Origin of the sequence: Blautia hydrogenotrophica DSM 10507, from assembly GCF_034356035.1 — a bacterium.
In the GTDB taxonomy this organism is placed as follows: Bacteria; Bacillota; Clostridia; order Lachnospirales; family Lachnospiraceae; genus Blautia_A; species Blautia_A hydrogenotrophica.
Window position 1 is genome coordinate 818,297 of record NZ_CP136423.1, and the last position, 14,904, is coordinate 833,200.

Consider the following 14,904-nt stretch of genomic DNA (forward strand, 5'->3'; position numbering starts at 1 on the left):
AGGATGAAGAAAGATGAAAGAATTCAAAGGCGTAGTAGTGGCAATGGTGACTCCATTTCATGAGGATGGAAGTGTAAACGAAGAGATGGTGAGGATGTTAACCAGACATTTTATAGATCAGGGAGTGCATGGAATTCTTGTGAGCGGGGGAACTGGAGAGTTTACGATGATGGATATCTATGAGCGGAAGAAAGTGATCTCTGCCGCGGTGGAGACTGCAAAAGATACAGAGGTGTTCATTGTAGCAGGGATTACCTGCAACACGACGAAGGATACGGTGGAGTTAGCGAAGTATTCTGGTGAAATAGGGGCAGATTATGTATTGGCTCTGCCGCCTTTTGCAATTCCAGTGACAAAAGAAGCGATGTTGGAACATTTTCGTGCGATTAAAGAAAATACAACAGCGGGATTAATTCTCTATCATTTTCCTGGTGAGACTGGCATTGAGTTTTCACCGGAGGAAATTGTAAGTTGGGGCAGAGAAGGGTTGTTTGTGGCCGTTAAGAACACGACTGGTATGGAACACACTATGGAGTTGATCTTAGAAAATGCACACAACCCGAATTTGAAGATATCCAATGGATTTGATTCACTGGCCTTATCAGCGTTGGCCTCAGGTGCGGATGCTCTGATCAATGCCGGTTCTAATATTACGCCGAGACAGTATGTGAAGATATATGAGTTGGCAAAAGAAGGAAAATATGAGGAAGCCCGTCGTATTTATGAAGAGATTCTTCCTATTCTCCTATATCAGGAGAAAGACGGAAATACGGAGCCGGGATTGTGCAAATACTGTCTGAATTTGCAGGGCTTCGACTGTGGAGTGCCGAGAAAACCGGTACCTGAAGTGTCAGAGGAGGCAAAACGAACTGCGGAGAAACTGTTGAAAAAAGCAGAAAATGTGAAGTGTTGAGAAACAGGAGGAAAAACCTATGTTTGAATTTTGCAGTTATATTCCGACAAAGGTAGTTTTTGGTCCGGGGAAATTAAAAGAGTTGGCGTCTATGAAGTTGCCGGGCAAGAAGGCATTGATCTGTGTGACGGAAGATGGTCTGATGGAAAAATTAGGGATTCAGGGTAGAGTTCTGCAATATTTAAGCCAAAATCAGATAGAGAGTGTCGTTTATGATAAGGTGACTCCTAATCCTACTAGAAAAGGAGTCATGGAGGCGGCAGAGCTGGCAAAGACAGAAAATTGTGACTTTTTTATCGGATTGGGAGGAGGCAGCAGTATCGACACTGCAAAAGCGGCTTCCATTATGATGGTCAATGAAGGGGATTTGTGGGATTATGCACAGGCAGGAACCGGCGGCCGCAAAGAGGTAAAAGGCGCTTTTCCTGTGATGACTATTACGACGACAGCCGGTACTGGGACAGAGTGTGATCCTTGGTGTGTGATTACCAATGAGCAGACAAAAGAGAAACTAGATTTCGGAACAGACGCCGTGTTTCCGGTGATTTCTGTGATTGACCCAGAGTTAATGTTGACATTGCCTAGGACTTTGACTTTATATCAAGGTTTTGACGCTTTGTTCCATGCAGTGGAGTGTTATATAGCAACCTGTGGATGCAAATTGACAGACATCTATTGTCTGGAGGCCGTGAAGCTCATCACGAGATGGCTGCCTGTGGTGGCAGAAGATGGGGAGAATCTAGAGGCTAGGGTGAATATTTCTTATGCTGCGAACGTGCTGTGTGGTTTTGCACAGTCACTTTCCGCAACAATTTCTCCTCATATTATCGGTCAGTGTATGAGTGGGCTTTTTCCAGGTTTTGTTCATGGAGCAAGCCTGATTGTGACGGCGGAGGCTTACTATAAATTAGTGATAGACAGAGGCTATGTTTCAGATAAATTCCAAGAGCTGGGAAGAGCTATGGGAGAGGAACAGGAAGAGGGAAGGCCAGGAAGTTCTTTCCTAAGTGGTCTGACAAAACTGATGGCTCAGACAGAAATGCGGGATTTGCCAATGTCGCAGTTTGGTGTGAGAAAAGAGGACATCAAACGTATCGCGGAGATCTCGACAGGGATAGGCTTTGACTTTGACCCGTACGTTTTAACAAAAGAGGATGTGGAGGAGATTTTGGAAAAGTCATATCGATAGAGCGAGTCTTTACTGGTCTGTCTCTGGGGCATGAGAGATGGAGTTGGCTTTTCGTGGCCGACTCCATTTCGTTAGAAGGCAAAAAGTGTTTGGCTGTTAGAAGATGGAGGGTATATGGAGAAGGACAGAGGATTTAAGAGTAAATATTTTAACGGGCAAAAAGCAGCGCACCGAAGAGCTGTCTATAAAGGATGTGGTTATGATCCGGAGGATATGAACAAGCCTCATATTGGGATTGCCAATACGTTCAGTGAGGCGTCACCTGGACACGCGCATTTCAGGCCATTGGTAGAAGCTGTGAAAGCAGGTATTTGGGAGGCTGGGGGAATTCCTTTTGAATTTGGTGTTCCTTCCACCTGTGGAAACATAGCAATTGGCACAAATTGTCTGCGTTACGAGATGGCTGTAAGAGATGTGGTGTGCAGTAGCATTGAGATCGTCAGCAAGATACAGTTGTTTGACGGTGTAGTGATGACTTGTGGCTGTGATAATATTGTTCCGGGAACTTTGATGGCCGCCGCGCGGCTGGACATACCGTCATTGTTGCTGACAGCCGGCCCGATGTTGGCGGGGAATAGGAAGGGAAAAGAGCTGGTTTTATCTGATGTCAACGAAAGGGTGTTTGGGAGAGCTGCCGCGAAGAAAGAAGGAAATTCCCAGGAGCTTTTGGAAATGGAACAGAAGGCATGTGCTTCTTTTGGTGCGTGTCCTGTGATGGGGACAGCGAATACCATGCAGATTATAGCCGAGGCCATGGGAATGACACTTCCAGGTACTTCTGTGATTCCTGGTGTCGTGACAGATAAGTTTGTCAGTGCTAGGAAAACGGGAAGACAGATTGTAGAGATGGTCAAAAACGACAGAAGAGTTTCTTCTATTATAACGGAAGGTGCACTGAAAAACGCGATTATGGCGGACTTGGCAATCGGAGGTTCTACCAATGCGGTTTTGCATATTCTGAGTATTGCAAAGGAATTGGAGCTTCCGGTCACACTTCAGGATTTTGATGAACTCAGTAGAAGGACGCCGACGATTACGAATCTTAGGCCTGCGGGAGAGTATACGGTAGACAAGCTATACCTTGCGGGAGGAGTTCCTGCCATTTTGAAACAACTGGAAAATTTAATCAATACACAGGCGCAGGTATGTACGGGGCAGACCTGGGAAGAGATTCTTCGGGAGGTTTCTAAAAAACCAAATTTGATCGTGCATAGTGTGGAATCGCCAATCTGTGAGGATGGCGGATTGGCTGTACTCAAGGGAAATCTTGCCGAAAGAGGGGCGATTATTCGTACAGCAGCAGTCAAAGAGAATATGCGCCATTTTAAGGGGCCGGCCAGGGTGTATGACAGTGATGAGGAAGCTTTTGAAGCGCTGATTTCAGGGAAGATTTATGCAGGAGATGTCATCGTAATACGGTATGCAGGGCCAAGAGGAGCTCCTGGTCTAGTAGAGGTGATGCTGACAGCAGATGCCCTGGTAGATTTAGGGTTGGATACCAGTGTTGGGCTGGTGACGGATGGAAGATTTTCAGGGTTTAATTATGGACCGATTGTAGGACATGTATCACCGGAAGCAAGTGAGGGAGGAATGATTGCCTATGTGAGAGATGGAGATATGATAGAGGTGGATATTCCCAATCGGACTCTTCGTGTGGATGTAGGAGAAGAGGAATTGGATAGGAGAAAACAGACTACAAAGCTGAAAGAGACAGATGTGAGGGCAGGAATTCTCAGATTGTATGCGAATAATAGTCTTTCATCTGACGAGGGTGCAGCGATGCAGAGATGGAATTGATGCTATATGAGGGGCAAGAAAAGTGAGAAGACTAGCTGACAAGGCAGAGAGGTATAGTTGTCAAAGCGTAACAGACAGCCTGACACTGTCCCGCGAGGCGTCACGCTGCATTTGCAGCGGGACCCCGAGGACTGCAGGCGCCAGACTGAGAGAATCGCAGTCTGTGTGCATGCATTTATGACAGTGAAGCCGAAAGGCTGAACTGTTACGTCAAGGCTTATAATTCCTGTAAACCTTGTTGTAATGATGGTTGAAAATTGTTATAATAATAGCCGAATACCAAAAAGTACCAGTAGATTTCAGAGGGGAGATGTGAAAAAAGTGGAGCAGCCGAAAGTACAGGGAATGATGTTAAAAACGGAAAACCTGTCAGAACGTGTGGTAGTATGGTTGGAAAAAGCCATTGTTCATGGAGAACTGCGGCCAGGAGATGAACTGCCTTCCGAACAGGAGATGTGTAATCTGCTGGGAGTTGGAAAATCCAGTATCCGAGAGGCGTTAAAAATGCTTCAGATGATCGGAGTCGTGGAGATTCGCCAGGGAAAACGAAGCAGGGTATGTGATACAGTCAAACCGAATATTATGATGCCGTTGATTTTTAAACTTGCGATGTTGGACAGTTCACCTCAGAATTTGTATGATTTTCGCGTGATGTTTGAAGAAGCTGTTGTGCGTTTTGCGAGAAACCGTATAGAGGAAAGTAGCCTGGAAAGGTTGAAAGAAGAAGTGGAACGTTTTCGTCAAAAAAGTGAAGCTGGAACAGCAACAGTAGAGGACGACTTTGCATTTCATAAGTTGTTGTTAGAGATATGCGACAATCCATTTATCTATGAGATTGGAAATTTACTGATCGAGATTTTTGAGGAACCAATGACGAAGACCTCTCCATATGACGCACAGCGTGCTCTGAGAGATCACCAGATGATTATTAGCATTTTTGAGGAAGGTGTGAAGGAAAAAGATAAGGTATCAGAGGCTGTGCGGGAATCATTTGAAGTGTACCGCAACGTATTAGGAGTTGAGGACAAAGCTTCCATCAATTAGAAAATATGCGTAGCTGCTAAGTCTTTTGTATATTGCTTTCTTACTCTTCTTGTCCCGAGGAGTGGATATGGAAGAGAGAGTCAATAAGATAAAGCTATTGGAACGCTGTGGTGTGTTTGAGGATTATAAATACCTTCCTTGGCAACCGGGATTTGAACGGACGGCTGGAAGATATAGAGGAAGAATTGCCGAAAGTCAGGATGGGATGGCCGGGATTGTGGCAGATTTTTATGAGATTGATGGCAGAAAGCAGCGGGAAGGAAAGATACCGGTAATTCCAGACGGGTGTACAGATTTAATTTTTGTCTCGAGTGGAAGAGAAGCAAAAGTGTATGTCAGTGCAGGGGTGTTGGAACCTCAGAATTTTCAGTTTACAAATCCGGAGAGTATATTTGGTGTGAGATTTATGCCGGGGGCTACATGTCATATTTTTCATAATTCTATCGGGGAAATTGTGTATAAACCGACAGAGCTGAAGCAGTTTTTAAGAGACACTAAAGGTTACACAGAGAAAATTGTGAGAACACCAGATTTCGAGCAGAAAATTCACTTGGCAGTGAAATTCGTAAGAAGCTTGCTTTTGGAGGAAGATGGAAGCGAACGGATTGTGGGCTATTGCTGCAAGCGTATGTATGAGACGAGAGGCTTGATTGCTGTGAAGAAGCTGGCAGTGGAGACTGGCTATACGGAGCGATATCTGGATATGCTGTTTGAGCGGTATGTGGGGACGAGTCCAAAGAATTTGTGCAATATTATCAAAGTTCAGTATGCTTATTTGTTGATGAAATGTTATCCGGGGCTGCCATTATCCTATGTAGCGCAGTGTGCGGGGTATGCAGATCATTCACATATGAATCGTGTTTTTGGCAGATACCTCAAAGCTAGTGCAGGTACAGTCAGAGATGACAGTATTTTTCAAAAGATAAGTCAGGAAAAAACAATAGTTTTTGCTTAGTTGATAAAGGAAACCTTTGCTCTGCCGGCAGAGGTTTCTTTACTGTATAAGCTCCCGGACAGCGGTCCCTTACCTATTTGACCGATGAAAAATGTTTCAGTTGATGGTTTTTTGAAAATAAGGTAAAATAAAAGAATGTTATTGAATTAACCACGAAGCTTGAACGGCTTTCACGAATGAGGGATGAAAGATGAAGACATTGATTTGTAAAGTGAATGCAGAGAAGCCGGAACAGGATATCATCAGCCAGGCGGGGAAAATTCTTAGAGAAGGCGGTCTGGTTGCGTTTCCCACCGAGACGGTTTATGGATTGGGCGGAAATGCTTTGGATGCGGCGGCGTCGGAAAAAATCTATGCTGCGAAAGGGCGGCCGTCAGACAATCCGCTGATTGTACATATTGCTCGGATGGAGGATTTGGAAAAAATTGTGACGGGAGTCCCGAAGAAAGCAAAGATACTGGCTGAGGCATGTTGGCCGGGACCGCTCACGATGATTTTGCCTAAGTCCGAGGAGGTGCCTTATGAGACGACCGGAGGATTGGACAGTGTTGCTGTCCGTTATCCCAGCCATCCGGTGGCCCAGGCACTGATTTTGGCGGCAGGAGGATTCGTAGCTGCCCCAAGCGCAAACACATCCGGAAGGCCGAGTCCAACCACGGCAGCTCATGTACAGGAAGATCTGACAGGGGCGGTGGATATGATTTTGGACGGAGGCCAAGTAGGAATCGGAATTGAGTCCACGATTGTGGACTTTACAGAAAAAATACCGACTGTGTTACGGCCCGGGTATATCTCATTGGAAAAGCTGAAAGAGCTGTTAGGTGAGGTGAAGATGGACAAAGGCCTGCTGCGGGCAGATGCGAGTCAGAGACCGAAAGCGCCGGGAATGAAATACCGGCATTATGCTCCGAAAGCGGAATTGACGATCGTGGAAGGCAGTACGGAATACGTGGTGGCCTACATCAACCAAAAGGCGAAAGAGGCATCAAAAAGAGGAAGACAGATAGGAATTATCGGTACAGAGGAGACTTTCCCCTACTATTCCAGTGGAGTTGTCCGGTGTATCGGCAGCCGGAAAAAGGAAGAAGGCATTGCGCTGCATCTATATGAAGTGCTCAGAGATTTTGACCAATGCGAGGTAGAGGCAATCTATTCGGAGTCCTTTGACACTCCCAAAATGGGGCAGGCGATTATGAATCGTCTGCTGAAGGCAGCAGGACATCGTGTAGTTCAGGCTGAGAAAAAAATAAACGACAGATAAGATGAGGAGTTTTTCTCCGGCCGGGAGAAAATTCAGCATAAACAGATGATAACAGGAGGAAAAAAATATGATTGCGATTGGATGTGACCATGGCGGATTTGAACTGAAACAGGAGATTTTGGCATATTTGCGCGAGAAGGGAATCGAGTATAAGGATTTTGGCTGTGACAGCACAGCATCGGTGGATTACCCTGTCTATGCAAAGAAAGTCTGCAAAGCGATCACAGACGGAGAGTGTGAGAAGGGAATTCTGATCTGTGGAACAGGAATCGGAATCTCTATAACAGCGAATAAGCAGAAGGGAATCCGGGCTGCGCTGTGTACAGATTGTTTCTGTGCAGAGGCCACGAGGCTTCACAACGACGCCAATGTGCTGGCATTAGGAGGAAGAGTAGTAGGGCCTGGTCTGGCAGTGAAAATTGTGGATACGTTTTTACATACTCCGTTTTCAGGCGAGGAGAGACATGCCAGAAGAATCCGTATGATGGAAGAGGACTAAAACAGGGTGGGACAAAGCGGCGGAGACTGTAGGAATGGCGAGTCTTCGCCGGGAAACAGGAGAAGGATATGATAAAAAAGATACGGAAACGTTCTGACTATATTACCTGGGATGAGTACTTTATGGGAGTGGCTCAGTTGGCCGGGATGCGTTCTAAGGACCCGAGCTCTCAGGTAGGGGCTTGCATTGTCAGCGAGGATAATAAAATTTTGTCAATGGGGTATAATGGATTTCCGATTGGGTGTTCGGATGATGATTTTCCGTGGGCCAGGGAAGGAGAGGAACTGGAAACAAAATATTTGTACGTCACACACAGTGAACTGAACGCGATTCTTAATTACCGCGGAGGCAGCCTGGAGGGGGCTAAGCTCTATGTGACGCTGTTTCCTTGCAATGAGTGTGCAAAGGCGATTATTCAGTCGGGAATTAAGACGATTGTCTATGGAAATGACAAGTATGCGAATACTCCGGCGGTGATTGCCTCGAAGAGAATGCTGGACGCGTCTGGGGTTAGGTACTATCAGTACAGTCCTACGGGAAGAGAGATTACAATACAGCTTTGATTGTAACCATTCAGTCATGCGGCGATAGAAGTTGTGCAGCAGCCAATCCGAGCTGCTATGGCTGAATGGCTATCTTGGACTGAAAGAGCAGACGAATTTGGTCTTGACATTTTATTCTTTTTTAAATAAAATGTGTTTTAAATATGAAATACGGGCGATGAAAAGAATAGTACACTGTGAGTGATCCCCAGAGAGAGAGTCATATGGTGAGAGAGTCTTGTGAGCGACCAGTGGAACCGGCCTTGGAGCCTCCCAGCGAAAGCGGGGCGTATTCCGGCGATAACGGAGAGAAAGTGCACAGTGTTCTTTGGATAGCTGTGAAACAGGGTGGTACCGCCGAAGTCTTTCGGTCCCTTTGGGACTGGAGGGCTTTTTTTATTGCATAGGAAACTTCGTTCCCTATGCAATAAAAAGCCCTCCGGGCAGGATGCACACGCCGCAATGAGGAATTTCACCGCGAGGCGGTGTTGCGGCGGCGCGCAAAGAGGGACGCGCCCCTCAAAGATTGAGGGGTTGGGGGGAGTTGAAGTGGGCTTGCCCACTTTGTTCTGTTATAGGAAAGACCTTGTCACGCTAATGCGTGAAAATTCTTTCCTATAACATAAATACTCCGTAGGATCGCACTGCGGCGGAGATGAAAATGTTGCTGATGCAACCCGCCGCAGGCGGAGAATCCTGCGGGGCAGGATTCTTTTTTATGTAATAGGAAAGCTTTTGCCCGTTTTGTTTTAATAATGAAAGAGGAGTAGGATTATGGCGAAAGAAAAGAAACTTGTGGAAGCAATTACTTCTATGGAAGAAGATTTTGCGCAATGGTATACGGATGTTGTGAAGAAAGCGGAGTTGGTGGATTATACCAGCGTAAAAGGGTGTATGGTGATTAAGCCGGCTGGGTATGCGATTTGGGAGAATATTCAAAGAGAGCTGGATCGCAGATTCAAAGAGACAGGGGTAGAGAATGTGTACATGCCACTGTTTATCCCGGAGAGTTTGCTGCAAAAGGAGAAAGATCATGTGGAGGGTTTTGCGCCGGAGGTGGCTTGGGTGACACATGGAGGATTGGAAGAACTTCAGGAGAGACTGTGCGTACGGCCGACATCAGAGACACTTTTCTGTGATTTTTATGCTAGAGATATCCATTCACACAGAGATTTGCCTAAGGTTTATAACCAGTGGTGTTCTGTCGTTCGCTGGGAAAAGACAACACGTCCGTTTTTGCGTTCCAGAGAGTTTTTATGGCAAGAAGGACACACGGCTCACGCAACGGCGGAGGAAGCCGAGGAGCGCACGATTCAGATGCTGAATGTGTATGCGGATTTCTGTGAGGAGGAGCTGGCGATTCCTGTCATCAAAGGAAGAAAGACAGACAAAGAGAAGTTTGCGGGAGCAGAGGCGACCTATACGATTGAGTCGTTGATGCATGACGGAAAAGCTCTTCAGTCCGGAACTAGCCATAACTTTGGAGATGGGTTCGCGAAAGCTTTTGGCATTCAGTATGCGGACAGAGACAATACCCTGAAATACGTACATCAGACTTCCTGGGGAATGACCACCCGTATGATCGGGGCAATTATCATGGTTCACGGAGACAACAGTGGCCTGGTGCTGCCGCCTAGAATCGCTCCGGTTCAGGCGATGATTATTCCAATTCAGCAGAAGAAGGAAGGGGTTCTCGAAAAAGCGGATGAGATGATGGCGGCGATCAAGAAAGCGGGAATCCGAGTGAAGGTGGATGATAGTGATAAGAGTCCGGGATGGAAATTCTCAGAACAGGAAATGAGGGGAATTCCAGTTCGTATCGAGTGTGGTCCGAAAGATATTGAGAATGGACAGGCAGTGATCGTGCGCCGTGATACCAGGGAGAAGATTGTCGTGAGCTTTGAAGATTTGGCTCAGAAAGTTCAGGAGACTCTGGATACCATGCAGCGTGAGATGCTGGAAAGAGCGAGAGCCCATAGAGATGCCCACACCTATGAGGCCAGAGATTATGAGGAATTTAGGAAGACCATCGAAGAGAAACCGGGCTTTGTAAAAGCGATGTGGTGTGGCTGCCAGGAATGTGAGGACAAGATAAAAGAAGACACTCAGGCGACTTCACGCTGCATCCCATTTGAACAGGAGCAGATTTCAGACAAATGTGTTTGCTGTGGAAAGCCGGCTAAGAAGATGGTTTACTGGGGTAAAGCATATTAAATGAAACTTTGGATTCCGCCGAAGGTATCTGAGATTTTGGATATTCTCCACAGCCATGGCTACGAGGCCTATGTGGTGGGCGGCTGTGTGCGGGATAGTATTCTGGCCCGTACGCCGGACGATTGGGATATCACGACTTCCGCAAAACCGGAAGAGGTAAAAAAGCTGTTTCGAAGGACTGTAGACACGGGGCTGCAGCATGGGACGGTCACAGTTCTTTTGGGAAATGACGGATATGAAGTGACTACCTATCGGTTGGATGGAGAATACGAGGACTCTCGTCACCCAAAGGAGGTGACGTTTACTTCCAGTCTGGAAGAGGATTTAAAGAGACGAGATTTTACGATCAATGCGATGGCCTATAATCAGGAAGAGGGCCTTGTGGATCTTTTTGGAGGTATGAGAGATCTCCAAGGAAAGGTCATTCGGGCCGTGGGCGAGCCTAAAGAGCGGTTTACAGAGGATGCGCTGCGCATTATGAGGGCCGTTCGTTTCAGTGCCCAGTTAGGCTTTACTATAGACGAAAAAACCTACGAGGCTTTGGCAGAGTTGTCCCCCAATCTGAAACATATCAGTGCGGAGCGGATTCAGGTAGAGCTGGTTAAAATATTGACTTCAAAGCATCCAGAGTATTTAGAGGCGGCCTGGGAGACGGGAATTACGAGGGTGATTCTTCCGGAATTTGATGCGATGATGGAGACGGCGCAGAATACACCTCACCACTGCTACGACGTGGGAAGGCATGCCTTGGTGAGTCTGATGGCAGTACCGGCGGATAAAGTGCTGAGGTTGACGATGTTGCTGCACGATGTAGGGAAACCCGTGGTGAGGACGACAGACGAGCAGGGACAGGACCATTTTAAAGGACATGAGGACGTGGGAGAGCGGATGGCCTCAGAGATTTTAAAGAGGCTGAAGATGGACAATGACACGATCTCTAAAGTGTGCAGGCTCATACATTGGCATGATTACCAGCCTGTAGCGGTAGAAAAAGGAATTCGCAGAGCCGTCAATCGGGTGGGGGAAGATATTTTTCCATTTCTTTTGCAGGTCCAGCTGGCGGACACCATGGCAAAGAGTGATTTCGGCAGGGAAAAGAGGCTGGAACAGATCACAAAGACACAGCAGATCTATGAGGGAATTCTAGAGGCAAACCAATGTCTGAGTCTGAAGTCTTTGGCTGTGACAGGGAAAGACTTGATTGCTATGGGAATGCAGCCGGGAAAAGGCATTGGCCAAATGTTGGATTTTTTGCTGGAGAAAGTTTTGGACGAACCAGATTACAATAAAAAGGAATATCTGCTGTCCTTGGCTAAGAGACGGTTGGAGAGTCAGAGCAGGTAAAATTAAATTTGCAGAAGGGATTTTTTGCGGCAGACAAATAATCCCTTCTGTTTTATGTTATAGGAAAGACTTGTCACGCTAATGCGTAAAAGGTTTTTCCTATAACATAAACGCTCTGCTATGGATGTACACGCCGCAACAAGGCAGTTCACCGCAAAGCGGTGTTGCGGCGGCACGCAAAGCAGGGCGCACCGTTTAAGAATGAGGGAGCTGAAGTGGGCTTGCCCACTTTGCTATGCTATAGGAAGGAACTTGGTGTTGCGGCGGCGCGCATAGAAAGCAATTCTGTCTCATAAGATAGAAGGTACAAAAATATGAGGGGGATTTGCTTTTGTATGATCGGGGACTGAGCGTACTGGAACAGTATGGATTGACTGCTAAGAGCAGTTATCGGGGCCGTGGCGCCTTGTTGTGCCAGACAGAAAAAGGACTGTTGATTCTCAGAGAATTCCGCGGTTCCGCAAAAAGACTGGAAAAGCAAAGAGAGTTTCTGCTGCAGGTACAGAAGCAGAGTGGGGAAAACGTAGATCAGATCCTGGTCAATCAGGCTGGAGAACTGGTCAGCGTGGACAAAGAAGGAATTCCCTACGTTTTGAAAAACTGGTACGAAGGAAAAGAGTGCGACACGAAATCACAGGAGGATGTGATAAAGAGCGTGGAAGCGCTGGCTAGATTACATAGAGTTATGAAACTACCGGTGTGTGAGGAGTATGTGGCGGAGCCACTGGATGAGGAGTATCTCAGGCATAACCGGGAATTGAGGCGGATTCAAAAGTTTATTCGCAAAAAGGGCGCGGGTAATTCTTTTGAGAAAGCCTATCTGTCCAGTGTAGAATGGTTTTTGGAAAGGGGTACTCAAGCATTGAAAAGACTGGAGACTTCCGGGTATCAGCAACTGCGCCAGACTGCACTGGAAGAAGGAAGTATTTGTCACGGGGAATATAACCAGCACAATGTGTTGATGCTAAAGCGGGGAACCGCTGTCACCAATTTTGAAAAATGGTCTTTTGACGTTCCCATGGCGGATTTGTATCGCTTTATGAGAAAAGTTTTAGAGAAGAACAACTGGGATGTTTCATTGGCAAGAGAAATTCTCAAAGCGTACCACAGACAGAAGCCTCTTACGGCGGCAGAACTGGAAAATCTTCAGATACGGTTCTCCTATCCAGAAAAGTATTGGAAGCTGGGTAACTATTATTTTACACACAGAAAATCTTGGATTTCAGAGAAAAATGTCGAAAAGATTCTGCAGCTGATAGAGCAGAAGAATCTGTGGGAAGATTTTGAGAAAAAATGTTTTTGTAATTGGGAATTCTAATTTATTTTTTCGATGGTTTGTTATATAATTAGGTAAATGTAACATTCCTAAAAGGTGAAATCGTTACAAAAAATAAATGTCATAGGAGGTACCAGCATGGATTACAAAGAAGTATATCAGGAGTGGTTAGAAAATCCGTACTTCGACGAAAATACCAAAGCGGAATTAAAAAGCATCGCAGGAGATGAGAATGAGATCAAGGAAAGGTTCTATATGGACCTGGAGTTCGGAACGGCAGGTCTTCGCGGAGTTATCGGCGCAGGTACAAATCGTATGAACATCTATGTTGTGCGTAAGACAACGCAAGGGTTAGCAAACTATATCCTCTCTGTGGGAAAAGGGGCGCAGGGAGTTGCGATTGCTTATGACTCCAGAAACATGTCGCCGGAGTTCGCTCAGGAGGCTGCTCTTTGTCTGGCGGCTAATGGAATCAAGGCGTATATTTTCGAATCTCTCAGACCAACACCAGAACTTTCCTTCGCGGTGAGAAAGCTGGGCTGTGCGGCTGGTATCAACATCACAGCCAGCCATAATCCGCCGGAATACAATGGCTATAAAGTCTACTGGGAAGATGGTGCCCAAATTACTCCGCCTCATGATACCGGTATTATGGGAGAAGTAAAGAAGGTAACAGATTTTAATCGTGTGAAAACCATGGACAAGGACGAGGCAGCGGCGGCAGGACTTTATGAAGTAATCGGACAGGCAATTGACGATGCATATATGGAAGAGCTGAAAAAACAGGTTCTGCATATGGATGCCATTCAGGCGGAGAGTAAAAATCTGAAAATTGTATATACTCCATTGCATGGAACTGGAAATATTCCGGCCCGTCGCATCTTAAAAGAGCTGGGGTTTGAAAATGTCTATGTGGTGAAGGAGCAGGAGCTGCCTGACGGAAACTTTCCTACAGTGAGCTACCCAAATCCTGAGGCAGAGGAAGCTTTTGAGCTGGGATTGAAATTAGCCAAAGAAGTGGATGCAGATTTGGTCCTGGCTACAGACCCGGATGCGGACAGACTGGGTGTTCGTGTCAAAGATAAAGATGGAGTGTACCATGATCTGACAGGAAATATGTCTGGCTGCCTTCTGGCAAATTATGAAATCAGCCAGAAGAAAGCTTTGTTTGGCCTTCCAGAAGACGGAGCGCTGATAAAGACGATTGTGACTACAAATCTGGCAGACGCCATCGCGAAAGGCTATGGCATCCGTCTGATTGAAGTCCTGACTGGATTCAAGTTTATCGGACAGCAGATTCTCGGATTCGAAAACAGCAAGAAGGGAACTTATCTGTTTGGATTTGAGGAGAGTTATGGCTGTCTGATCGGAACTTATGCAAGGGACAAGGACGCGATTGTTGCTACGATGGCTCTGTGTGAGGCGGCAGCATATTATAAGACGCAAGGCAAGACACTTTGGGACGCGATGATAGATCTGTATGAAGAGTATGGATATTACAAAGATTCCATTCAGTCGGTAACTTTAAAGGGAATTGAAGGACTTCAGAAGATTCAGGAGATCATGAATACGCTCAGAGAGAAACCACCGGTGGAGATTGCAGGCTACAAAGTAACTGCTGTGAGAGACTATAAAAACGACACGATCACAGATTTGGACACAAAAGAAGTGAAACCGACCGGCCTTCCGTCCTCCAACGTGCTGTATTACGAGCTGACAGATGACGCATGGCTGTGCGTGAGACCTTCCGGAACAGAGCCTAAGGTTAAATTCTATTATGGAATCAAAGGAGCCTCTTTAGAGGACGCAGATCAAAAATCAGATATGTTGGGAAAAGCAGTCTTGGATATGGTTGACTCTATGATGTGAT

12 protein-coding genes are annotated in these 14,904 nt (G+C 46.3%); all 12 read left to right on the forward strand.

Annotation, left to right across the window (positions count from 1 at the left end):
* Positions 1-13: 13 nt before the first annotated feature.
* A complete protein-coding gene (locus tag BLHYD_RS03960; protein ID WP_260784490.1) occupies positions 14-913 on the forward strand; it encodes a dihydrodipicolinate synthase family protein in 900 nt (299 codons plus the stop codon).
* 19 nt (positions 914-932) lie between these two features.
* Entirely contained in the window at positions 933-2,102 is a 1,170-nt protein-coding gene (locus tag BLHYD_RS03965) for an iron-containing alcohol dehydrogenase (protein ID WP_005949048.1), read from the forward strand.
* A 114-nt stretch (positions 2,103-2,216) separates the two neighbouring features.
* Positions 2,217-3,899, forward strand: a complete 1,683-nt coding sequence (gene ilvD / locus BLHYD_RS03970; protein ID WP_021844501.1) for a dihydroxy-acid dehydratase — start codon at positions 2,217-2,219, stop codon at positions 3,897-3,899.
* A 312-nt stretch (positions 3,900-4,211) separates the two neighbouring features.
* On the forward strand, positions 4,212-4,943 hold the full coding sequence (locus BLHYD_RS03975; RefSeq protein WP_021844500.1) for a FadR/GntR family transcriptional regulator: 732 nt from the start codon (positions 4,212-4,214) through the stop codon (positions 4,941-4,943).
* Positions 4,944-5,010: 67 nt separating this feature from the next.
* Positions 5,011-5,898, forward strand: coding sequence for a helix-turn-helix domain-containing protein (locus BLHYD_RS03980; protein WP_005949058.1), 888 nt, complete (start codon positions 5,011-5,013; stop codon positions 5,896-5,898).
* A gap of 190 nt (positions 5,899-6,088) precedes the next feature.
* On the forward strand, positions 6,089-7,159 hold the full coding sequence (locus tag BLHYD_RS03985; protein WP_005949060.1) for an L-threonylcarbamoyladenylate synthase: 1,071 nt from the start codon (positions 6,089-6,091) through the stop codon (positions 7,157-7,159).
* 67 nt (positions 7,160-7,226) lie between these two features.
* Complete coding sequence (gene rpiB, locus BLHYD_RS03990; protein ID WP_005949062.1) at positions 7,227-7,658, forward strand: ribose 5-phosphate isomerase B; 432 nt, start codon at positions 7,227-7,229, stop codon at positions 7,656-7,658.
* A 68-nt stretch (positions 7,659-7,726) separates the two neighbouring features.
* Positions 7,727-8,221: a deoxycytidylate deaminase gene (locus BLHYD_RS03995; protein ID WP_005949063.1), complete on the forward strand. Its 495-nt coding sequence runs from the start codon at positions 7,727-7,729 to the stop codon at positions 8,219-8,221.
* A 753-nt stretch (positions 8,222-8,974) separates the two neighbouring features.
* Complete coding sequence (proS, locus tag BLHYD_RS04000; protein WP_005949067.1) at positions 8,975-10,414, forward strand: proline--tRNA ligase; 1,440 nt, start codon at positions 8,975-8,977, stop codon at positions 10,412-10,414.
* Positions 10,415-11,758, forward strand: a complete 1,344-nt coding sequence (locus BLHYD_RS04005; protein WP_005949069.1) for a CCA tRNA nucleotidyltransferase — start codon at positions 10,415-10,417, stop codon at positions 11,756-11,758.
* Positions 11,759-12,089: 331 nt separating this feature from the next.
* A complete protein-coding gene (locus tag BLHYD_RS04010; protein WP_021844770.1) occupies positions 12,090-13,076 on the forward strand; it encodes a CotS family spore coat protein in 987 nt (328 codons plus the stop codon).
* 96 nt (positions 13,077-13,172) lie between these two features.
* A complete protein-coding gene (locus BLHYD_RS04015) occupies positions 13,173-14,903 on the forward strand; it encodes a phospho-sugar mutase (RefSeq protein WP_005949074.1) in 1,731 nt (576 codons plus the stop codon).
* Position 14,904: the final 1 nt, after the last annotated feature.

What these genes read in the sequence shown, in the direction of transcription:
- BLHYD_RS03960 (WP_260784490.1), top strand. Translation starts at nt 14, where the DNA reads ATGAAAGAATTCAAAGGCGTAGTAGTGGCAATGGTGACTCCATTTCAT.
- BLHYD_RS03980 (WP_005949058.1), top strand. Translation starts at nt 5,011, where the DNA reads ATGGAAGAGAGAGTCAATAAGATAAAGCTATTGGAACGCTGTGGTGTG.
- BLHYD_RS03985 (WP_005949060.1), top strand. Translation starts at nt 6,089, where the DNA reads ATGAAGACATTGATTTGTAAAGTGAATGCAGAGAAGCCGGAACAGGAT.
- BLHYD_RS04015 (WP_005949074.1), top strand. Translation starts at nt 13,173, where the DNA reads ATGGATTACAAAGAAGTATATCAGGAGTGGTTAGAAAATCCGTACTTC.
- BLHYD_RS04005 (WP_005949069.1), top strand. Translation starts at nt 10,415, where the DNA reads ATGAAACTTTGGATTCCGCCGAAGGTATCTGAGATTTTGGATATTCTC.
- rpiB (WP_005949062.1), top strand. Translation starts at nt 7,227, where the DNA reads ATGATTGCGATTGGATGTGACCATGGCGGATTTGAACTGAAACAGGAG.
- BLHYD_RS03965 (WP_005949048.1), top strand. Translation starts at nt 933, where the DNA reads ATGTTTGAATTTTGCAGTTATATTCCGACAAAGGTAGTTTTTGGTCCG.
- ilvD (WP_021844501.1), top strand. Translation starts at nt 2,217, where the DNA reads ATGGAGAAGGACAGAGGATTTAAGAGTAAATATTTTAACGGGCAAAAA.
- BLHYD_RS03995 (WP_005949063.1), top strand. Translation starts at nt 7,727, where the DNA reads ATGATAAAAAAGATACGGAAACGTTCTGACTATATTACCTGGGATGAG.
- proS (WP_005949067.1), top strand. Translation starts at nt 8,975, where the DNA reads ATGGCGAAAGAAAAGAAACTTGTGGAAGCAATTACTTCTATGGAAGAA.